16 protein-coding genes, 1 tRNA gene, 1 other RNA gene and 2 other annotated features are annotated in these 22,946 nt (G+C 43.5%); of the genes, 16 read left to right on the plus strand and 2 right to left on the minus strand.

Annotation, left to right across the window (positions count from 1 at the left end):
- The first annotated feature begins 185 nt into the window (after positions 1-185).
- The gene (locus KQI39_RS16155; protein ID WP_216419582.1) at positions 186-1,154 is read left to right on the plus strand and encodes a hypothetical protein; all 969 of its coding nucleotides are present in this window, start codon (positions 186-188) and stop codon (positions 1,152-1,154) included.
- A gap of 135 nt (positions 1,155-1,289) precedes the next feature.
- Here the strand turns inward: KQI39_RS16155 and KQI39_RS16160 are convergent.
- Positions 1,290-1,363 (minus strand) — tRNA-Pro (locus tag KQI39_RS16160).
- Positions 1,364-1,475: 112 nt separating this feature from the next.
- The gene (locus KQI39_RS16165) at positions 1,476-3,746 is read right to left on the minus strand and encodes a glycoside hydrolase family 3 C-terminal domain-containing protein (RefSeq protein ID WP_216419584.1); all 2,271 of its coding nucleotides are present in this window, start codon (positions 3,744-3,746) and stop codon (positions 1,476-1,478) included.
- A 118-nt stretch (positions 3,747-3,864) separates the two neighbouring features.
- Here KQI39_RS16165 and KQI39_RS16170 point away from each other — a divergent pair, with 118 nt between their 5' ends.
- The 15 genes from KQI39_RS16170 to KQI39_RS16240 all read left to right on the plus strand — a co-directional run bounded on the left by KQI39_RS16170 (position 3,865) and on the right by KQI39_RS16240 (position 22,434).
- A complete protein-coding gene (locus KQI39_RS16170) occupies positions 3,865-4,641 on the plus strand; it encodes a helix-turn-helix domain-containing protein (protein WP_216419587.1) in 777 nt (258 codons plus the stop codon).
- A gap of 43 nt (positions 4,642-4,684) precedes the next feature.
- Positions 4,685-4,949, plus strand: a binding site (T-box leader).
- A 99-nt stretch (positions 4,950-5,048) separates the two neighbouring features.
- On the plus strand, positions 5,049-6,704 hold the full coding sequence (locus tag KQI39_RS16175; RefSeq protein WP_216419589.1) for a 2-isopropylmalate synthase: 1,656 nt from the start codon (positions 5,049-5,051) through the stop codon (positions 6,702-6,704).
- Between the two features lie 110 nt (positions 6,705-6,814).
- Positions 6,815-8,761, plus strand: a complete 1,947-nt coding sequence (locus tag KQI39_RS16180) for a DUF2142 domain-containing protein (protein WP_216419590.1) — start codon at positions 6,815-6,817, stop codon at positions 8,759-8,761.
- Between the two features lie 411 nt (positions 8,762-9,172).
- The gene (locus KQI39_RS16185) at positions 9,173-10,009 is read left to right on the plus strand and encodes a cell wall hydrolase (RefSeq protein WP_216419592.1); all 837 of its coding nucleotides are present in this window, start codon (positions 9,173-9,175) and stop codon (positions 10,007-10,009) included.
- A 169-nt stretch (positions 10,010-10,178) separates the two neighbouring features.
- Positions 10,179-11,669 carry a threonine synthase gene (gene thrC / locus KQI39_RS16190; RefSeq protein WP_216419594.1) on the plus strand — a complete coding sequence of 497 codons (1,491 nt, stop codon included), beginning with the start codon at positions 10,179-10,181 and terminating at the stop codon, positions 11,667-11,669.
- 74 nt (positions 11,670-11,743) lie between these two features.
- Positions 11,744-11,921, plus strand: a non-coding RNA gene (gene ssrS / locus KQI39_RS16195) — 6S RNA.
- A gap of 59 nt (positions 11,922-11,980) precedes the next feature.
- Entirely contained in the window at positions 11,981-13,039 is a 1,059-nt protein-coding gene (locus KQI39_RS16200; RefSeq protein WP_148448633.1) for an aldose epimerase family protein, read from the plus strand.
- Positions 13,040-13,074: 35 nt separating this feature from the next.
- Positions 13,075-13,662 (plus strand): GNAT family N-acetyltransferase, encoded by a 588-nt coding sequence (locus tag KQI39_RS16205; protein ID WP_216419596.1) that lies wholly within the window; start codon positions 13,075-13,077, stop codon positions 13,660-13,662.
- A 23-nt stretch (positions 13,663-13,685) separates the two neighbouring features.
- Positions 13,686-14,579: a YihY/virulence factor BrkB family protein gene (locus tag KQI39_RS16210; RefSeq protein WP_148448637.1), complete on the plus strand. Its 894-nt coding sequence runs from the start codon at positions 13,686-13,688 to the stop codon at positions 14,577-14,579.
- Between the two features lie 47 nt (positions 14,580-14,626).
- Positions 14,627-14,850: a binding site (T-box leader), on the plus strand.
- Between the two features lie 95 nt (positions 14,851-14,945).
- A complete protein-coding gene (gene pheS / locus KQI39_RS16215) occupies positions 14,946-15,965 on the plus strand; it encodes a phenylalanine--tRNA ligase subunit alpha (protein ID WP_216419605.1) in 1,020 nt (339 codons plus the stop codon).
- 51 nt (positions 15,966-16,016) lie between these two features.
- Positions 16,017-18,434: a phenylalanine--tRNA ligase subunit beta gene (gene pheT / locus KQI39_RS16220; RefSeq protein WP_216419598.1), complete on the plus strand. Its 2,418-nt coding sequence runs from the start codon at positions 16,017-16,019 to the stop codon at positions 18,432-18,434.
- Positions 18,434-19,042 (plus strand): histidine phosphatase family protein, encoded by a 609-nt coding sequence (locus tag KQI39_RS16225; protein ID WP_173763122.1) that lies wholly within the window; start codon positions 18,434-18,436, stop codon positions 19,040-19,042. Before pheT ends, KQI39_RS16225 begins: the two co-directional genes overlap by 1 nt.
- Positions 19,043-19,318: 276 nt before the next feature.
- On the plus strand, positions 19,319-19,531 hold the full coding sequence (locus KQI39_RS16230; RefSeq protein WP_148448643.1) for a ferrous iron transport protein A: 213 nt from the start codon (positions 19,319-19,321) through the stop codon (positions 19,529-19,531).
- Between the two features lie 120 nt (positions 19,532-19,651).
- The gene (locus KQI39_RS16235) at positions 19,652-21,313 is read left to right on the plus strand and encodes a MotA/TolQ/ExbB proton channel family protein (RefSeq protein WP_216419601.1); all 1,662 of its coding nucleotides are present in this window, start codon (positions 19,652-19,654) and stop codon (positions 21,311-21,313) included.
- Positions 21,314-21,330: 17 nt separating this feature from the next.
- Complete coding sequence (locus tag KQI39_RS16240; RefSeq protein WP_216419603.1) at positions 21,331-22,434, plus strand: OmpA family protein; 1,104 nt, start codon at positions 21,331-21,333, stop codon at positions 22,432-22,434.
- Positions 22,435-22,946 lie beyond the last annotated feature (512 nt).

Below are 22,946 nucleotides of genomic sequence, written 5' to 3' on the forward strand. Positions count from 1 at the left end.
CATTCAGCTGGAAAAGTATCGTTATCTTTTTCAATGCGCAAAGGAAAGCAATGATTTTGATTCATTTATGAAATTCGCAGTGTAGTTTTGTGCAATTTTTTAAATTTGCTCATTTATAGATGGTATATAAGAAATTATGAAAAAAGTGTGAAATATAACACAATATAATAAAAGGGGGATTTTTTATGAAACAAATGAAAAGGAAACTGGGAATACTGCTATTTGGTATAATGCTTGTATTTGCATTTTCAATTCCGGTTATGGCGAAGAATGTTGCAGAAAAAAAAGAAGTTAGTGCAACAGCGCAAAAGGTTGAACATGTTATTGAAAATCAAAATACTCGGTTATTAAACAATAATGTTCCCGCAGGATTAGCCAACTCTATAGAAGATAATATTGTTGAGATGGGGAAATACTCTTCAGATACTCGTTATCTTACAGGAGTTGCACCTCGAGAAAATGATGTAATTACACAGGGCGAAAGATTATACATTAAATTCTATGCAAGGGATACTTGGAAATATTATTATACAAAACCAATAGTTTCTGTTTTTAATGCTAATTCAGACATCGTATATATAAGCGAACAAAACATGGTATCTCTTTCTGGACAAGATACTTACAGTGGTTATATTTCCTGGAATACAGCTACTGCGAAACCGGGTAAATATTCTGTGTATATTGTAAATGCACCATGCTATTCTGATGGCACATTGCTTAGTGATTGGGCATCTTTTGATTGTCCTTATATTAACACGGAGTTCAAATTAGCAGCTAAGCCAGTACATAAACATACATATGGAAAATGGAAAACTGTGAAGTCAGCAACTGTTTTTGCAACAGGTAAAAAGGTATGTAGTTGCAAATCATGTGGAAGTAAAAAAACACAGACTATTCCAAAATTAAAGCCTACAATTAAACTTTCTGCAACCAAGAAGACGATCGGAAGAAATAAATCTTACACATTAAGTATTACTAATCTTGCGAAAGGTGATTCCATTAAGTCTATTAAAAGCAGTAAGACAGCTGTCGCAACAATAAAGAAAGTTAAAACAAATCAGTACAAAATTATTGGAAAGAAAAAAGGAAAATCTACGATCACAGTTGTTTTGAAATCTGGTAAGAAAGCTACTTGTACAATTACAGTAAAATAATGTAGAAAAAAATGGCGGAGAGCAGTGCTTTCCGCCGTTTTAATTTTAAGTAGTTGTTGGAACACTGCTATAATAAAAGTAATAAAAAAATCCGAAGTCATCAGACCTCAGAAACCCTTGAATTTAAAGGAAATATCGGGGCAACAGGATTTGAACCTGCGACCTCACGGCCCCCAGCCGTGCGCGCTACCAAGCTACGCCATACCCCGTAACGAAAAAGATTATAACAGAAATTGATTATAAATGCAACAGCTTTTTATTTATAAAAAAGAGGTGAAGTCCTGAGATATTCAGGGACAACACCTCTTTATAGAATGGTATTTATGCCAGCTTATTCAGTTTTTCGATAATATCTGTAAGTTCTTCCCTTGAAAAATCGCCGAAACTCATTAATGCACGTAATGGCATGGAATCGGTCATGGCCTGGGTCATTTCTTCGGAGATGGCTTCGGATGCGGCTTCAGAAGCAGTTTCTTCTCCGCCATTTAAAGAGAGAAGATATTTTTTTGTAAGCTCTTTGGCGGTGTCTGCAGTTTTTGGATTGCGGAACAGTTCGCCGAGGGTTGTGTTCATATGGATGTGCATTGGGATTTCCTGGCTGCTGTTCATATGAATGGTTTCTGAAAGACGGATGTCTCTGGAAGAAGCACCAATGAGGATTTCATAATCACCACTTGCCACAAACCAGTCGTGTATTCCGGTGTGATACCATGCAAAACTGCGGTTATCCAGTGTCATGGTGACGGTTTTGGTTTCACCTGGATTCAGAGAAATTTTTTCGAAACCTTTCAGTTCTTTCACCGGGCGGATAGCAGAACCTGTCAGATCTTTTACATAAAGCTGTACAATCTCTTTTCCTGCCACATTTCCTGTGTTTGTGATATCTACAGATACGGTGACTGTATCTTTTTCAGTGGGATTCACACTGGAAATTCTGAGGTTGTCATAAGCAAAGGAGGTGTAAGAAAGACCATACCCGAACGGGAAAGCAACCTCCATCTCTTTGGTATCATAATAACGGTATCCTACGAATACACCTTCCCGGTATTCTACTTTTTCTCCACCGCCGAAATTCAGGTAGGAAGGATTATCTGCCAGTTTCAGAGGCATGGTTTCAGCCAGTTTTCCGCTTGGATTTACTTTTCCGTACAGGATATTTGCAACAGCGGCACCACCTGCCTGTCCGCCAAGATATGCTTCCAGGAGACCCTTTACATCGGAAAGCCAAGGCATTTCCACAGGAGAGCCGTTGTGGAGAACGATTACGGCATTCGGCTGCACCTTAAGGATTTCAGCAATAAGACGGTTCTGGCATTCCGGGAGTCTCATATGAGAACGGTCGTATCCTTCGGATTCGAAACTGTCCGGAAGACCGGCAAAGATTACAACTTTATCTGCGTTGCCGGCTGTTTTTAATGCTTCTGCGGCAAGGGTGTCATCATAAAGATCTCTGTCTGCCGGGAAACCTTCCGCATAAATGACTTGAGCATCAGAAGGAACCGAGTAAAAAGCATTTGTAACTTTGAAGCAGTTAATGTGAGAACTTCCACCGCCCTGGAAACGAGGTTTTTTGGCAAAGCCACCGATGAAAGCGACTTTTTCGGAAGTTTTCAGAGGAAGGATGTCATCCGCATTTTTCAGAAGAACCATGGACTCTTCTGCAATGTGGCGCGCTTCTTCGTGGTCTTTTTCCGTGGTAAATTCCTGTGGGGCACGATGATCCGCATACTCAAAAACAATACGGAGAATACGTTCTACAGCCTGATTGAGAATTTCTTCTTTCAGGGTACCGTTTTTGACAGCTTCAACAATCAGGGCGTCGTTTGCGCCGCCGGAAGATGGCATCTCCAGTTCCAGTCCTGCTTCCAGGCCTTTCACACGGTCATTGACTGCACCCCAGTCAGACATCACGTAACCTTTAAATCCCCAGTCTCCTCGAAGTACATCTGTAAGAAGCCATTTGTTTTCAGATGCAAAGGTTCCGTTAATCTGGTTGTAAGAGCACATAAAGGTATATGGCTGTGTTTTTTTTACAGCAGTTTCAAAAGCAGGAAAATAAATTTCACGGAGAGTTCTTTCGTCTGCTTCGGAAGAGTTGCTCATACGATGGTATTCCTGGTTGTTTGCGGCAAAATGTTTGATGGAAGTTCCTACGTGCTGGGACTGTACACCATTTACAAATGCGGCGGCAATTTCACCGGCAAGATATGGATCTTCAGAATAATATTCAAAGTTTCTTCCGCAAAGAGGGGAACGTTTGATATTTACTGCAGGTCCAAGAACCACCGATACATCGTTGGCCTGAGCTTCTTTTCCGATGGTTTCACCCATTTCTTCCATCAGTTTCCGGTCAAAGGAACAGGCGCTTAAAGCTGCAGGAGGGAAGCAGACAGCTTTGATACTGTCATTCATTCCAAGATGGTCGCCTTTGTCATCCTGTTTGCGGAGTCCGTGAGGGCCGTCGCTGACCATTACTTCCGGAATTCCAAGACGGTCTACATGTTTCAGGTGCCAGAAATCAAGGCCGGAGCACATGCCTGCTTTTTCCTCCAGGGTCATCTGGCTTACGATTTTTTTTAAATCACGTTCCATAAAATATTACCTCCGAATGTTGTTCTTAATATGGACTATAGCATTTTTTAGTGATAAAATATAATAAAATATTGTCATAAATCATAAAATTTTGCAATAATTTCCAGGGGTTACGGAGATGAAAGAAGACATATCAGAGAAAGAAAAAACAGCCGCGTTGCTGGCAGAAAACAGAGGAGAAGCTGCGTTGTTTCAGAGAAGAGAAAATTTACAGAAACATACTTCCTATGCCAGTGAACGAATGCAGTATGAGGCAATAAAAAACGGACAGGTGGAACGTATCCGTTCTGTTATGCAGAGAGAGCCGGATGGAACTCCGGGAATTCTTTCGAAAGACCAGCTCCGTAACAGCAAAAATATGTTTATTGCAGGTATTACGTTGTTTACCAGAGCTGCAATTGAAGGAGGAGTTCCGGAAGAAACTGCATATTCTCTCAGTGACGGGTATATTCAGACAGTCGAGGAATGTGCAGACAGGGATTCCATAGAAAAACTTTCTACAAAGGCGGCAGAACGTTTTGCACAGGAAGTCAGGAAGTACGGAAATCCCAGTTACAGCAGGGCAATGGAATGTGCGGTCAGGTACATTCATCTTCATCTTCATAATCCGATTACCCTGGAAGAGGTAAGTAAAGCTGCCGGAATCAGTTCCTCCTACCTTTCCCGCACATTTCGAAAAGAGACAGGAATGTCCATGGTGGACTATATTCAGAAACAGAGGATTGAGGCAGCCTGTAATATGCTTTCCTATTCCGATTATACAGCCTCGCAGATCGGAGAATATCTCTGTTTTTCAAATCAAAGTTATTTTATCCGAATTTTTAAAAAGTTTACGGGTATGACACCTGCGAAATACCGAAAATATTCAGTACGGGGAAGAATAAAATTCCATTGACAAATTTACTGTAACGTGTTACCCTAATACCAGTTTCAAAAAGAGAAATGCATAGATGGGGAATAGTACACATCGAACGGAGCACAGAGAGCTGCTGGCCGGTGAGAAGCAGTGGAAGGGATTTGTGGAACTCGCCTCGGAGCATCTGCCCGAAATCTCATCCGAGAGAGTAGACGCAGACGGTGTCCGCCGTTATCCGGAGAGGATATAAGGATGTTTTTGCATTCCGTATCTGTCAAGTGTGTGAATTTTTATTCATGAAATAAGAGTGGTACCGCGTAGGACAGCAGTTGTCTTTCGTCTCTTGCAGGATTTGCAGAGTCGGAAGATTTTTTTATGTCATAATACAAAATGAAATTACAGAAACAAAAGAAAATTAATGGAAGAGAAAATGGAGGAAAACGAAAATGATGACACCATCCAAGTACAAACGTCAGTATTACATGCCGCCGGTGAAATGTATGAAATGGGCGGAGAAGGAATATGTGGATAAGGCCCCGATCTGGTGCTCTGTAGACCTTCGTGACGGAAATCAGGCACTTGTAATTCCGATGAGTCTGGCGCAGAAGGTTGAGTTTTTCAAACTTCTTGTACAGATCGGTTTTAAAGAGATTGAGGTTGGTTTCCCGGCTGCTTCCGAGACCGAGTATGAGTTTCTTCGTACCCTGATTGAACAGAACCTGATTCCTGAGGATGTTACCATTCAGGTACTGACCCAGGCAAGAGAACATATCATTCGCAAAACTTTTGAGGCTGTAAAAGGTGCTCCGAAGGCAATTGTTCATGTATACAATTCCACATCTGTTTCTCAGAGAGAGCAGGTATTTAAAAAATCCAAAGAAGAAATCCTGAAAATTGCAGTAGATGGCGCAGCTCTTCTGAAAAAACTTGCAGATGAGACAGAAGGTAACTTCCAGTTTGAATACAGCCCGGAGAGTTTTACAGGAACAGAGCCGGAATATGCACTGGAGGTCTGCAACGCCGTTCTGGATGTATGGCAGCCAACAGAAGATAACAAGGCAATCATCAATCTGCCTGTTACAGTTGAACATTCCATGCCGCATGTATATGCAAGCCAGGTGGAATACATGTGTGACAATCTGAAATACCGTGAAAACGTAATTGTTTCCCTTCATCCTCATAATGATCGTGGATGTGGTGTTGCAGATTCTGAGATGGGACTTCTTGCAGGTGCTGACCGAATTGAGGGAACTCTGTTCGGAAACGGTGAGCGTACCGGTAATGTGGATATTGTGACACTGGGTATGAACATGTACTCCCAGGGTGTGGATCCGAAGATTGATTTCTCTGATATGCCACATATCTGTGAGGTTTATGAGAAATGTACAGGAATGCAGATTTATGAGAGAAGCCCTTACAGCGGAGCTCTTGTATTTGCGGCATTTTCCGGATCTCATCAGGATGCTATCGCAAAAGGTATGCACTGGAGAGAAAACGGAGATCTGGAACACTGGACAGTTCCGTATCTTCCGATCGATCCGACAGATGTTGGAAGAAATTACGATGCGGATGTTATCCGTATCAACAGCCAGTCCGGAAAAGGCGGCGTAGGCTATATTCTGGAAACAAAATTCGGCCTGAATCTTCCTCCGAAAATGCGCGAAGCTATGGGTTATGCAGCGAAAGCAGTATCCGATCACAAACACAAAGAGCTTCATCCGGACGAAATCTTCAGTCTGTTCAAATCTACCTTCGAAAATGTGGTTGAGCCATACAGCATTAACGAGGTTCATTTCCAGCAGAAAGACGGTGGCATTGTGACTCAGGTTACCTCTACATTCCGTGGAAAGACCATTGTTACAGAGGCTACCGGAAATGGTCGCCTTGATGCGGTAAGCAATGCACTGAAGAAAGCTTACGAACTGAAATATACACTGGAGACCTATCAGGAGCATGCGCTGGAGCGCAGTTCCACATCCAAAGCGATTGCTTATGTGGGAATCCGTAAACCGGATGGTACTCTTGCATGGGGTGCTGGCGTTGATCCGGATATTATCCGTGCTTCCATTGATGCGCTGGTAACTGCCATCAATAATCGATAAGAAATCGGCTGTAAAAAAAAGAGAAGCTGCCACAAAAAGCAGCTTCTTTTTTTTCGCACAGATGATATAATAAGCCGGAATACGAAAAAACAGTGAGTATGAGGTATAACATGAATAATACGAAAAAAAGCAGAAAAACTTTCCGGATGTCCGAAGATCTGAAGGATATTTTAAAATGTGTACTGATCTGGGGAACAATCCTGATTTTTGCATCATACCTTCTGGCAGATGCGGAAATTCTTGGAAATGTGAAACAACAGGAAAGACCGGAAACTTCTGTAATGATTGGTGCCGGAAGTAAATTGGAAAAAGATTTTATCTGCCAGACCAGCCGGCTTTCCGGAGTAGAACTGTTTCTTTCTACAGAAAGTGCGTCTGTTACCGGAACTTTTCGTGTAACAATTTATCAGGATAAAGAAGAAATTCAGAGCTGGCAGGTAAACCGTCTGACCATATCCACAGGAGATACCACATATTTTCGACTGGATCAGAGACTTTCAGATTGTAAGGACCAGAAATTCCGGATTGTTCTGGACGGAGCAGAGGGTGATACCGGAGTGGCAGTAGGGGTGACAGGGGGAGAAAACGGGATACAGATACTTGCGTACCGTAGTATTTCCCGGCCATTTCCAAAAGCGCTTGTCCTTATGGTCATAGCAGCGGCAGCAGCAGTGATGCTGGTAATCTTTACATTTCTGAAAAAGAAAAAAATCCGGACAGAAGTGTTGTTTGCTATTGTTTATCTTTTTATGAGCATCAGTACTCTGGCGGCGATTCCGGCATTTAATTCTCCGGATGAATACAGTCATTTCCTGAGAAGCTATGAAGTTTCCAGGGGGTATCTGACTTCGGAAGGAAACGGAGGTAATGATCTTTTTTCCTATGGAAGAACCTTCGACAGTGGGCTGATTCCTGATTTTTCCTCCAAGGAACATGTGTCTTTGTGGGATATCGGAGGAAAGATAAACCAGCATATAAATACAGAAAAAACACAGTTCTACGGATTTGGAAATACAGCTCTCTATGCGCCTACTTCCTATCTGCCACAGGCTGTGGGAATCCGTATTGCGGATTTTTTCACAGATCGGCCGTTTGTTCTGGCTTATGGAGGTAGAATTGCCAATATGCTCTGTTTTGGGCTGATCTTTTTCCTGGCAATTCATTTTACACCGGTGGGTAAAAATTTTATTGCTCTTCTGGGACTTGTGCCCATAAATATTCAATCTGCGAACTCCATGTCCGCAGATGCACTTGCACTTGCTCTGACAGTGGCTATGGTGGTGTTTGTGCTGTATATGCGTTACAGAGAAAAAAAGGTAATGAGAAAATGGCAGCTGGGACTGATGTATATACTGACCGGTTTTCTGTGCCTGTGCAAAGTTGTTTATATGCCATTTTGCCTTCTTCTGTTTCTCATTCCGAAGGAAAGGTTTCGAAGCAGAAAAAATTACTGGTTTCATGTGGTGTGTGCAGGTGCCATGATCCTGATTTTGAGTTTTGGCTGGCTTGCCATTGCGTCCAGGTATCTCTGCGAGTCTCAGCCGGGAGTGGATACGGCTGCCCAGCTTACGGGAATTCTGAAAAATCCGGTGGCTTTTGTATTTACATTTGTGCGGAGTCTGGATGCGTTTGGAACTGCTTATCTTACGGAAATGATGGGAAGCAACCTTGGATGGTTGAATATTCCGGTCTGCAATCTTCTGGCGGTGGGATATCTTCTGATTCTGGTACTGCAGGTTTCAAGAAATAATGATATGTCAGAAATACATCTGGATCTGCCAGCAAAAGTTGCGCTGGGTGGTGTCTGTGTTCTTGTTTTCGGGCTGACTTTTGTCACGCTGTATGGTCAATGGACCGCTTATGGATACGATAAAATTCTGGGGGTTCAGGGGCGTTATTTTCTTCCACTTCTTCTGCCATTGATTCTTGCGTTGAAGCCGAAAAAGTTTGCGGCAGGTGAGGATGGAACACCATGGGGACTTTTTCTGGGAGCCTGGAGTATTGATCTGTGCGTTTACGCCACACTTTTTGTGCAGGCATTATGTCAGTACAGATGAGTTTGTCGATTATGGTCAGGCGAAAAATCTTGACTGCTTAAACGGGTGATATTATAATCGGCTTAAGCACTTGAATAAAAAGTAAAAAGAAAAAAACTGTTCTGATAGAAAAAAAGGGACAGATAGAGATACGTTTTTGGAGAAATGAAAGAAAAACATTGGATAAAAACGTACCTGCTATCTGTCTTTTTATTTTCCTAAAAAGTGGATAGATCTGTGGATAACTGGACATTTGGATGTGGAACCAATGTGGAAGGAGTGTGGATAATTCATAAATAACGTTATTGTGGCTGAAAATGGGCAAAAAAGCTTGACATATCGCACTTTATTAAATATAATTTTCTCATACATTACAGAAATGTTACAAACGTGTAAACAAAGAAAGGAAAATGTAACGCAGGGAATAAAATTATGAAAGTTAAGAAAGATTTACGGGAAACTGAAGAAGCGCAGGATGAACGTAAAAATGGAAAAACAGGAGGAAATTCCGTGCGCGGTTTTGCGATGCTGACAGTATGTGCAGTTCTGGCAATGGCAATTTCTCTGGGAACAAGGGTATTTACGGAAAGTGGAAGCGGAAATAAAGTTTATGCTGCTTCCGATGCGGAAACGGCCTATTCGGATGAAGAAGTGGCTGTGCCTACCGGAATTGCCGGAGTGGTTTCCGGAGTCTCGGATACACCATCTTCAGGAAGCATGGTAACCAGAATCGGAAGTTCCTGTGAACAGGTGATTGTTGGTCAGAGAGTACAGACTGTAAAAAATACCACTGCAGATCTCAACGTAAGTACCTCCATGGAAAACAAAGTAAATGAGCTGGATGCAAGATCCATTACTCTGGCCGAAAATCCCACACTGATGTCAGATGAAGATTATGACACACTTCTGCGGATTGTGGAGGCAGAAGCCGGAAGTGAGGATATCAAGGGACGGGTACTGGTAGCGAATGTAATTATGAACCGCGTAAAAAACGATAATTTTCCGGGTACCGTAACGGAGGTTGTTTGGGACAACAGTGACGGGGTTCCGCAGTTTTCACCTACTTATGATGGAAGAATTAATGAAGTTACCGTTTCGGACGAAACAAGGGAAGCGGTAAAGCAGGCGCTGAAGGGAACCGATTATTCGGAGGGCGCATTGTTTTTTATTCAGAAATCCGCAGCAGAAGCGCACAACGTTAAATGGTTTGAAAAAGATCTCAAGAAACTTTTTAAATATGGAGTTCATGAATTTTACACATATAAATAAAATGCTGATACAGCTTAAGAACCGCCGGCAGATAAAAGAAGCCGACGGTTTCTTTTTAAAAACAATTTCAGGTTTTTTTTAAAGTGGTGGCATTTTCCATAATTCCATGCTATAATGTGATAACGTTAGAAAGAAAACGAATATTTTACAATAGAAAGGCGGAACACCAATGCAGGTATTGTACAAAAGCACCAGAGGGAAAGAGCAGGCAGTTACAGCGTCAATGGCCATACTGAAAGGCCTTTCTGAGGACGGCGGACTGTTCGTGCCTGAGCGCATTCCACAGCTGGATGTACCAATGGACAAACTGGCTCAGATGACTTACCAGGAGACAGCATACGAGGTAATGAGCCGTTTCCTCACAGATTTTACAGAGGAAGAGCTTAAGAACTGTATCAACAAGGCATATGACAGTAAATTTGATACAGAGAAGATTGCTCCTCTTCATGAAGCAGATGGAGCATATTTCCTGGAACTGTTCCACGGCGCAACAATTGCATTTAAGGATATGGCACTTTCCATCCTTCCTCATCTGATGACAACTGCAGCGAAGAAGAACAATGTGAAAAACGAGATCGTAATTCTTACCGCAACATCCGGAGATACTGGCAAGGCTGCCATGGCAGGTTTTGCAGATGTACCGGGAACCAGGATCATCGTGTTCTATCCGAAACATGGTGTCAGCCCGATCCAGGAGAAACAGATGGTAACCCAGAAGGGAGCCAATACTTATGTAGTAGGTATTACCGGAAACTTTGACGATGCCCAGACTGCTGTTAAGAAGATGTTTAATGATCACGAGATGGCAGCAGAACTGGATCAGGCAGGATTCCAGTTTTCCTCCGCAAACTCGATCAACATCGGACGACTTGTTCCGCAGATCGTATATTATGTATATGCTTATGCATCACTGGTGCGCGACGGCAAGATCAAAGATGGCCAGGAGATCAATGTGGTAGTTCCTACCGGTAACTTTGGAAATATTCTTGCTGCATACTATGCAAAACAGATGGGACTTCCGATCCACAAACTGATCTGTGCATCCAATGAGAACCGTGTTCTTTATGATTTCTTCCGCACAGGAACTTATGACAGAAAGAGAGATTTCATTCTTACAACTTCTCCTTCCATGGACATCCTGATTTCCAGTAACCTGGAGAGACTGATCTATCGTCTTACAGGAGAGAACGCTGAGAAATGTGCAGAGCTTATGAAATCTTTAAGTGAGGGCGGCGAATATACCATCACAAATGAGATGAAAGCACAGCTTGGAGATTTCTATGGTAATTTCTGCAGTGAGAAAGAGACCGCAGATGCCATCAGCGAGATTTATAAAGACAGCAATTATGTAATTGATACACATACTGCAGTTGCCGCAGGCGTATATAAGAAATATGTAAGTGAAACAGAGGATCATCTTCCAACTGTTATCGCTTCTACCGCAAGTCCATATAAATTCACAAGAAGTGTCATGGATGCGCTTGGGGAAGATCATAAAGATCTGGATGATTTTGGCCTGGTAGATGCATTATCCGCACTTTCAAAAGTACCGGTTCCGCGTGCTGTTGAGGAGATCCGTACCGCACCGGTTCTTCATGACAGAGTGGTAGATGCAGTGGATATGCCAGCCGCAGTAAGAGATATTCTTAACATTAAATAATAAAAATCAGTAAGAATGTGTATTTTCTGTTGAAAAAGCACAAATACTGGTTTATAATAAAAACAACGAAAAACCGAATCCTGGAATGTTCGATCCCCCTTTTCTTTTTGAACCTACATTGACATTTTGGGAATCCAAAATCGCAGGTTGGATGTCAGACCTCACGTCGTGGTAGGCAGAAGACACTGTTGAGGATACCCACCTAGCATCTGCTAGGCGTCAAAAATAAGGGAACGGCATCCCGGGATTAATCGGTTAAAGACATAGAGCCGGTTGATGGCTCTTTTTTCATATATGGGAGGAATTACAGCATGAGTGTTTCTGAGAGAAAATTTGGGACACTTCCTACAGGGGAAGAAGTAAAGATCTATCATCTCGAGAATAAAAAAGGTGCCTATGCAGAGGTACTTCAGTATGGCGCAATTCTGGTGAAGGTATGTGTACCGGATAGGAATGGAGAATTGAAGGATGTAGTTCTGGGATATGACGATATGGAAGCTTACGAAGTGAATGGCTGCTTTTTCGGTGCGATCATCGGAAGAAGTGGAAACCGTATCGAAAATTCCAGATTTTTTATTGATGATAAAGAAGTAATCCTTACAGAGAATGAGAATCATAACAATCTGCACAGCGGTCCCAATGGCTTTGAGAAGAAACTCTGGGAAGTAAAAGAAATTTCCCAGGATAAGAACAGCGTGGATTTCTTCCGCATCAGCCCGGATGGAGAGAATGGATTCCCGGGAGAATTTTCGGTTATTGTGAAATATGAATTTACTGAGGAAAATGAGCTGAAGATTTTTTACAGAGGACGTTCTGACGCAGCTACCGTTGCCAATATGACCAACCATTCCTATTTTAATCTGAACGGAGAAGGCAGCGGAGATGTGCTTGACCAGGAAGTATGCATTCATGCGAAATATTTTACTCCTGTGAAAGACAGTCAGTCCATTCCTACCGGTGAGTATGCGCCGGTAGCAGGAACTCCGATGGATTTTAATGTTTCCAAACCAATCGGCAGAGATATTGAGGCTGATTTTGAGCAGCTGAAGTTTACAGGCGGTTATGACCATAACTATGTAACAGACAATTATGCAAAGGGTAATGTCCGTTCTATTGCCAGTGCATACTGTAAGGAATCCGGCATTGGAATGGAAGTTTCTTCCGACTGCCCGGGTGTGCAGTTTTATGCAGGTAACTTTGTCAAGGATGAGAAGGGTAAGAATGGCCATGTTTATCATGAACGCCATGGATTCTGCCTGGAAACACAGGTGGAGCCAAATGCGGTAAATGTGGAGGATTTCCATTCTCCGATCCTGCGTCCTGGTGAAGAATACAGTTCAGAGACGGTTTACCGTTTCTTTGTGAAATGACAGATAAACAGAATTAAAAGAGGTGTAATAAAGCAATGCAGATACGTGTGGCAGAAGAGAGAGATGCGGCAGCACTGGCAGAAATTTATTCCTACTACGTAAAAAAAACGGCAATTACATTTGAATATGAGACGCCGTCTACAGAGGAATTTACGGAGAGAATTCATAACATAAAAGAAAAATATCCATACATTGTGGCAGAGGAGGACGGAGAAATCCTGGGATATGCCTATGGCTCCGCTTTTCATCCGAGAGCTGCTTATGGCTGGTGCGCCGAGATGTCCATCTATGTGAAACATGAGCGAAGGGGCAGCGGCGCAGGCGGAAGGCTCTACCGTGCCCTGGAAAGTCTTCTTGCGGAGATGGGAGTCCTGAACCTGAACGCCTGTATTGCAGTTGCACCAAAAGAAGATGAATATCTGACCAATGCCAGTGTGGAGTTCCATAAACATTTTGGATATAAACGAGTGGGAGAGTTCCACAGATGCGGATATAAATTCAACCGCTGGTATAATATGGTATGGATGGAAAAGATGATCGGCGAACATAAAACGGTACAGCCGGAAGTAAAAGCTTTTCCGGAAATCCAGGATAAGATTGGCTTTGAACGGTTTTCCTGGTAAAAAAGAAACTTGAGGGGGTCAGCATGGACGAGGAAAAGAAAAATGTAATCCAGCTCATGCTGGGGTTTGTGCGAAGGGCAAACGGAGATCATGTCAGCGCATATGCAGCGCAGGCGGCATACTTTCTGATCATGTCATTTATCCCGTTTATCCTTTTTCTCACAACACTGATCCGTTACACACCATTAAGCTATAATGTGGTCCGGGATGCCATTGTCGGTTTTGTGCCCGGAAATCTGCAGACTTTTGTGCTGAGCATTGTAGTGGAAGTATACAAAAGAAGCACGGCGATCGTGCCGTTGTCTGCCCTGATGGCACTTTGGGCATCCGGAAAGGGAATGCAGGCTATTATTAACGGCCTGAATACCATTTATCATGTAAAAGAAACACGAAACTGGCTGACGAACCGGATCTATTCGGTTTTTTATATGCTGCTGTTTGTGCTGGCGATCATTGTTACCCTTCTGGTTCTGGTCCTTGGTAACCGGATTCAGGTAGCTGCACAGAAAACTATTCCGATCCTGGGGAGACTGATGGCAAAAATTATGGGAGCCCGGACATTGCTGGTGTTTGCCGTATTGTTTGTAGTATTTCTGGTGCTTTATAAAGTGCTTCCCAACCGGAAGGCGACCTTTAAAAGCCAGCTTCCCGGAGCCTTTATTATTGCCACGGCATGGCTGATCTTTTCCTATGGATTTTCTCTGTATTTTGAATTTTTTCCGAATTTCGGAAATATGTATGGAAGCCTGACTGCACTGATCATGGTGATGCTGTGGCTGTATGTGTGTATGAACCTGATCCTTTACGGCGCAGAGATCAATGCATACTTCGAAAATGAATTTCGAAAAGCCCAGAAATCTGTAAAAACTCTTCTTTCAAAGAAAGAAAATGAGAAAAACAGTTCCAAAGAATCCTGACTTTGCGCTTGACAGAAAGCGGACCTTGTGGCATAGTATTAAAAGACAGAAAAGCTGTGAAGGTGTTTATAGAGGATCATTTTCTCACAGAGAAGGGAAGTCACCGGCTGTAAGCTTCCCCGGGTTCAGATGGTTCTTGAATTTCCCACCGGAGCTTCCTCTCTGAAGTAACAGTAGGAGATGACGTACGCTGCGCGTTAAGCAGATAAGAGGTGCCCGTGATTTTTTTTCATGGGAAACTGGGTGGTACCGCGGATATTCCGTCCCTTTTATAAGGGACGGTTTTTTTATTGCCCGTATCTGGATTTTCAGTGCGGGTGGCGTATCATTTGATTATTTTAATTAAAGGAGAAATAGACCATGGATATGAAAGAAAGACTTCAGGAACTGGCTGAGAATGCCAGAAAACGGATCGAGGAATCCGAGAGCCTGGACAAGCTGAATGATGTGCGTGTTGCATATCTTGGAAAAAAAGGTGAGCTTACCGCAATCTTAAAAGGTATGAAAGATGTTGCCCCGGAAGAGCGTCCGAAAGTTGGTCAGCTTGTCAATGAGACAAGAGCCAAGATCGAGGAACTTCTGGAAGCTTCCAAGAAAGATTTCGAGGAGAAAGTCCGCGAGGAAAAAATGAAGGCCGAAGTGATCGATGTAACACTTCCTGCAAAGAAAGCAAAAATTGGTCATCGTCATCCGAACACCATCGCTCTGGAAGAAGTTGAGCGTATTTTCATCGGAATGGGATATGAGGTTGTAGAAGGTCCGGAAGTTGAGTATGCGGACTATAACTTTACAAAACTAAATATTCCGGAGAACCATCCGGCCAGAGACGAGCAGGATACCTTCTTTATCAACGATTCCATTCTGCTTCGTTCCCAGACATCACCGGTTCAGGCACGTGAGATGGAAAAAGGCAAACTTCCGATCCGTATGATCGCACCTGGCCGTGTGTTCCGTTCTGATGAAGTAGATGCAACACATTCTCCTTCTTTCCATCAGATCGAAGGTCTTGTTATTGACAAGAACGTTACTTTTGCAGACCTTAAGGGAACCCTTCAGGAGTTCGCAAAAGAGCTGTTCGGACCGGAGACAAAGACAAAATTCCGTCCGCATCATTTCCCGTTTACAGAGCCAAGTGCTGAGGTTGATGTTTCCTGCTTCAAATGTGGCGGAAAAGGCTGCCGTTTCTGTAAAGGTTCCGGCTGGATTGAAATCCTTGGCTGTGGTATGGTTCATCCGAATGTTCTCCGTATGTGTGGAATTGATCCGGATGAGTACACAGGATTTGCTTTTGGTGTAGGTCTGGAGCGTATTGCACTTCTGAAATATGAGATTGACGATATGCGTCTTCTCTATGAGAACGACAGCAGATTCCTGAAACAGTTCTAAAACAGCTGAAGATCTTTATAGTAAATATAGAAAAAAGAAGGGACAACCAAAATGAATACTTCATTATCTTGGATTAAAACATATGTGCCGGATCTGGATGTAACGGCACAGGAATATACAGATGCCATGACATTAACAGGCACAAAGGTAGAGGGCTTTACAGAGCTGGATGCAGATCTTGACAAGATCGTGATCGGCCAGATCGACAAGATTGAGAAACATCCGGATGCAGATAAACTGATCATCTGCCAGGTAAATATCGGAACAGAGAGCGTACAGATCGTAACAGGTGCTCCGAATGTAAAAGAGGGAGACAAAGTTCCGGTTGTTCTTGACGGCGGACGTGTTGCAGGCGGCCACGACGGAAAAATGACTCCTGGTGGAATCAAGATCAAAAAAGGTAAACTCCGCGGCGTTGAGTCCTGTGGTATGATGTGCTCTATCGAGGAGCTCGGAAGCACAAGAGAGATGTACCCGGAAGCACCGGAATACGGCATCTATATTTTCCCGGAAGACGCAGTTGTAGGTGAGAGCGCTATTAAAGCACTTGGCCTTGACGATGTGGTATTTGAGTATGAGATCACTTCCAACCGTGTAGACTGCTACGGTGTTCTTGGAATCGCAAGAGAGGCAGCAGCAACCTTCCAGAAGAAATTCTGCCCGCCTGTTGTAGAAGTTAAGGGAAATGATGAAAAAGCTTCCGACTATGTAAAAGTTACTGTACAGGATCCTGAGCTTTGCCCGCGTTACTGTGCAAGAGTTGTAAAAAATGTCAAGATCGGTCCGTCTCCGAAGTGGATGCAGAGATGCCTGGCTTCTAATGGAATCCGTCCGATCAATAACCTGGTTGATATTACAAACTATGTAATGGAAGAGTTTGGCCAGCCAATGCATGCGTATGACCTGGATACCATCGCAAACAGAGAGATCGTTGTGCGCCGTGCAGGAAAAGATGAGAAATTCGTCACACTGGATGGCCAGGAGCGTACCATGGATGAGAATGTTCTGATGATCTGTGACGGTGAGAAAGCTGTCGGCATTGCCGGTATCATGGGTGGCGAGAACTCCATGATCACAGACGATGTAAAAACCGTTCTTTTTGAGGCAGCATGCTTCGATGGAACCAGCATCCGTCTTTCTTCTAAGAGAATCGGCCTTCGTACAGATGCTTCCGGTAAATTTGAGAAAGGTCTTGACCCGAATAACGCACAGGCTGCTATTGACCGTGCATGCCAGCTGATGGAAGAGCTTGGTGCCGGTGAAGTTGTAGGCGGAATGGTTGATGTCTGCAGCGAGACAAGAGAGCCGTCCAGAGTAAAATTTGAGCCGGAGAAGATCAACAAACTTCTTGGAACCAACCTTACAAAAGAAGAGATGATCGGTTATCTCGGACGTGTAGAGCTGGCTTATGATGAGGAAACAGACGAGATCGTTGCACCGACATTCCGTCAGGATATCCACTGCAATGCAGATGTTGCAGAGGAGGTTGCAAGATTCTACGGCTATGATAAGATCCCGATGACACTTCCTACCGGAGAGGCTACCACAGGTAAGCTTCCATTCAAGCTTCGTATCCAGGAAGTCGCAAGAGATATTGCAGAGTACTGCGGATTCTCAGAGGGAATGTCCTATTCTTTCGAAAGCCCGAAGGTATTTGACAAGCTCTGCATTCCGAAGGACAGTGATCTTCGAAAAGTCATCACCATCAGTAATCCTCTTGGAGAGGACTACAGCATCATGCGTACAAGTACACTGAACGGTATGCTGGCATCCCTTTCCACAAACTACAACAGACGTAACAAAGATGTTCGTCTCTACGAACTTGGAAATATTTATCTTCCGAAGTCCCTTCCGATCACAGAGCTTCCGGATGAGCGTACTATGTTTACACTTGGAATGTATGGAAACGGCGATTTCTTCGATATGAAGGGTGTATGCGAGGAGTTCTTCGAGAAGATCGGAATGAAGAAAAAAGTTACCTACGATCCGAACAGCGAGAAGCCATTCCTTCATCCTGGAAGACAGGCAAACATGATCTACGAGGGTAAAGTTGTCGGATACTTAGGTGAGGTTCACCCATCTGTTGCAGACAATTACTCCATCGGAGAGAAAGCATATATCGCAGTGATCGATATCCTGGATATTCTGGAATTTGCAGGCTTCAACCACAAATACACCGGAATCGCAAAATATCCGGCTGTAACACGTGACTTAAGCCTTGTAGTTCCTCATGCAGTTCTTGCTGGTCAGATCGAGGAGATCTTTGACCAGAGAGGCGGAAATATTCTGGAGAGCTATCAGCTGTTCGATATCTATGAGGGAGCACAGATCGAGAAAGGTTTCAAATCCATGGCTTATTCTCTGGTATTCCGTGCTCATGATAAGACTCTTGGCGAGAATGAGATTTCTGCAGTAATGAAGAAAATCATGAATGGCCTCAACGGACTTGGAATCGAGCTGAGAAGCTGATGCTGATCTATATTGTAAGACATGGCCTGACAGAGTGGAATAAATTAAAAAAACTTCAGGGCGCCGCAGATGTGCCTCTTGCGAAAGAAGGGATTCTTCTTGCGAAAAAAACCGGAGAAGCTCTCCAAGGTGTGAAGTTTGATATTTGCTTTACAAGTCCGCTTTCAAGGGCAAAACAGACAGCAGAATGTGTCTTGGGAGAACGTGATATTCCCATCATACCGGATAAACGGATCCAGGAGATTAATTTTGGCGTGCTGGAAGGGAATCAGGTAAGAGATGCCGAGGGCAATTACATTGATCCGCAGATCGAGACTTTTTTCCGTGATCCGGTGAAGTTCAAGCGACCGGAAAACGGGGAGGATATTTTTGATGTGATCGCCCGGACAAAAGAGTTCTGGGATGAAAAAATATCTGATCCGGATCTTGCGGATAAAACGATTCTGATTGCGTCTCACGGATGTGCGGTTCGGGCGCTTCTTCAGAATGTAGATCCTGATCCGGAGAATTTCTGGAGAGGTTCTGTTCCACCAAATTGCTGTGTCAACCTTGTGGAAGTGAAAAATGGAAAGACAACACTTCTGGAAGAAGATAAAGTTTACGCATAAAAAATAAGGAAAAACGCAGAATAACTGTAATGGTTGTTCTGCGTTTTTTAGTGAAAAATATACAGGTTACGATTGACTAATCGGGATAAATTGAGATAAAATATACAAAAGAAACAAAGGATTCAGAAAAATAAAAGTTAAACTCTCCTAATCGTATGAAAATGCAGAATTGCGTTGAAATTATTTAGATATAAGTAAGTAGCGAATACTATTGTCTGCTTGATGGAGAGAGAATAATTGCTGACAGTGACGTGACACAGGAAATGGGGTGAGTATATGCAGTCATTAAATGAAACAAAAGCAGGGGAAATCTGTACCATCAAGTGGATGACCGGAATGCCGGAAATCATGGATCAGATCAGACAGTATGATGTCAGCGAGGGAAAGACCGTACAGATCATAAGCAGGATCCTTGGCGGAGTGATCGTAGGTGTTCAGGGACACAGGATTCTGATCAGTGACGATGCAGCCTGTCGTATAAAAGTATAAAAGGGCGAAAGGACAATTTCTTTTGATGGGATTGTCCTTTTTTGTTGTTTTGGGAATGCGGTTATGATAGTATGATAAAAAAGAAAACTTTTTTCAAAAATAAATAAGGGGAGGCAGATTATGGGAAAAAAGTTTATGAATACAGTGCTGTTTCTGCTTGTTGCAGTGGCAGCAGCGACTCTGACCGCTTATGTGGGAAAGGGTTCCGGAAATGTATTGTTTTATAATTTTGCATTTCTGGGAGTCATGGTGATTATTTATGCTGTCGGACTTTTTGCTGGGCTGTACAGAATGGATAATCTGACGGCTGCGCTGAAACATGGGGCCGGTGAGATTACCGATGTGTTCCAGCTTCCGGGAAGGGCGAAGAAGGAAGAAATCGGACAGTTACGAGGAATTTTTGGTGACCGGTATCTGGATAAAAAGATGGATGATTTTGTAGACAGCATCAGTCGTACAGAAGAGGGAATCGCTGAGGTTGAAGATTTCGTAAATATCGATGATGTGGATGTCCATATTCACAAAAGGCTTTTGGAAATGGCACCGGATATTTTTACAAGTCTTGGTATTCTTGGAACATTTATTGGTCTTGTCTGGGGACTGAAAAATTTTCAGCCTACAGATTATGAGGTGATGACAACTTCTGTATCTGCCCTTGTTGATGGTATAAAAGTTGCCTTTCTTACTTCTATTTATGGTGTTGCACTTTCTGTTGCGTACACATTTGGTATGAAGAGCGGCTATTCGTCCATGTCCCAGGCAATGCAGGATTTTCTGGATCGTTTTCATGCTTTGGTATTGCCCACTGCGGAGAATGAGTCCTGGAATCTTCTGGTTTCCAGCCAGAAGACTCAGACAGAAGCCATGAAACAGATGGCAGAACAGTTTTCTGTGCAGATGGCGGACAGCTTTGAAAAAGTTATCACACCTACGTTCCAGAAGATGAACGATTCTCTGGATGTACTTACCGCATCTGTGACCAAGGGACAGCAGGATGCGATCAGGGAGATTCTGGATTCGTTTTTGAGTGAGATGCACGGATCTTTTCAGCTGCAGTTTGAGGATTTCAATGATGCACTGGTTGAACTTAAGAAGGCGCAGAAAGATAATACAGAATACACGTCAGAGCTGTATAAAACGATGAGCAGCCAGTTAAGTGAGACTTTTACGAAACAGGAACGTGCCATGCGTGACGCAATTGCGGAAATTGACGAGATGCAGAGTAAATATATGAAGACTGCAGACCGGATTATCCGTGATAACCAGATGATTCAGCAGCTCCAGAAGCGGGATTATGAGAAACTGGCAGAGCACATGCATGAGAATGAAAAAGCTTCCGCAGATTTATGGAAATCCTGTAATGAGTCCATGCGCCAGTATGTGGACAGTGCCGCAGAGGGAATGAAGACTGCCGCAGATTCAAATAAGATCAGCGCGGAACTTTTACGGGAGGATAAGAAGCTGATTGAGAGTTTTGAGACGAAACTGAACGAGTTTACAGAGAGTCAGAAAATGGTAAACAGTACTTTGGATGAAGTTCGCAGGCTTCTTTCCGAGATTAAGACTGCAAAGAACAACCGGGATATTCATCTTGTTGCGGGACAGCCATGGGGATACGGTGGCAGCGCCGGGGTACAGGAACTGAAAGATAAACTTACCAGTCTTGAAGATCTTCTGGATGGTCAGGGAGCGAGACAGGAGGCTCTTCTTGATGAGATCGAGAGAAGTATCCGTGAAATGACGAAAGTAGCCCAGAAAGGGCGCTTTGGCTTGTTTAAATAAGAAGAGAGGAATTGTTAATGCACAAAAAAAGAAGGCCGGAGGATCACGGGTTTAATATCTGGCGCTCTTATTCAGACATGATGGCGGGTGTTTTACTGCTTTTTGTACTGACCATGTGTGTGACTCTTTTTCAGGCACAGAAGAGTTATAATGACAGTCTGAAGGAACGGGATGAAAAAATTGCTCTTCAGGAAAAGTACACGGAGGAGCTTCTTGAAAAACAGAATGCGCTGGATAAGCAGGCAGGAACATTAAAGAGTCAGGACGAGCAGATCAAGTCCAAAGATGAACAGATCAAGTCACAGGATGAGGAACTGTCTTCTCTGGCAGAGAAACTTGAGGAACAGCAGAAGACACTAAAGGAGCAGCAAAAGAAGCTTACAGAGCAGGAGAAAAAGCTGGCTTCCCAGAAGAAGAAACTTGCAAAACAGCAGGATACGCTGGAAGAGCAGCAGTCTGTGCTGGATGAAAAGACGGAGCTTTTGAATACGCAGCAGGAAAAGATTGATAAGATTATTGGTGTGAAGGCTGATGTTGTGGAGGCTTTGCAGAAGGAGTTTGCCAAGAAAAACCTGAATGTGGATATTGATTCTCAGACGGGTGCGCTGACGTTGAATGCCAGTGTTATGTTTGATTATGACCAGGCGGAACTGACAGATTCCGGTAAACGGACGTTGTCTATGGTGCTTCCTACATATTGTAAGGTGCTGCTGAATGATTCTTATAAGAAGTATCTGGGTGAGATCATTATTGATGGTTATACGGATACGGATGGAGATTACAGTTATAACCTGGAACTGTCACAGAAGAGGTCTCTGGCGGTGGCTCAGTATCTTCTGGATATCAAGAGTGATTTTCTGAAGGATGCACAGGTTCAGGAACTGCAGGATTGTCTGACGGTTAATGGTCATTCTATGTCGGATCCGGTTCTGGATGCGGATGGAAATGTGGATAAGGATGCTTCCAGGCGTGTGGAGGTGAAGTTCCGTTTGAAGGATGAGGAGATGATCCAGGAGCTGAATAAGATTATGCAGGGGGATGCTTCTGCGAGTGTGGATGAGACAGCGACGGAGTCAGGGAAGGATTCTGGTAGTGGGAAGACTAGTGGTAAGAAAAATTGAATTGTGATTGAGGGAAGTCTCAGGCTGTTTGGATATGGCCTGGGGCTTTTTTGTTTGGGGAGGGGAGAGAAAGGCGGACGCCAGAGGGAGAGGATATCGGCCCGGGCAAGGACTCCGTCGGGGGATACAACTAAGATTCCGTGAGATGGCTAAAACCATTGCGGCAGGGCCAGAACTCGCCGTTGGCTCAAACAGCTGACCCTGCCGCAATAACGCCCTCTCCCGCAACCTAAGTTGTATCACCCCTCCTCCGCAACAGCCCGAACCGATATCCTCTCCCTCTGGCTGACACTTCCAGCCGGTAGGAAAAAAGATAAAACCCGAAAGGGGACGGAAGCGGACGCGGGGCGTCCTGTCCTGGGAATTGAATTGGGGCTTTGGGATGAAATTTCGAAAAATCCAAAAAAATTTGAATTTTATGGTTGACAAGCATAACTCCCAGTGGTATTATAACTGAGCTGTCGCAAATAATTGTTTTTGAAAAACAAACAATTAAAAAGAATTTCAGAAAA

Origin of the sequence: Blautia sp. MSJ-36 (genome assembly GCF_018917985.1) — a bacterium.
Classification (GTDB): domain Bacteria; phylum Bacillota; class Clostridia; order Lachnospirales; family Lachnospiraceae; genus Blautia_A.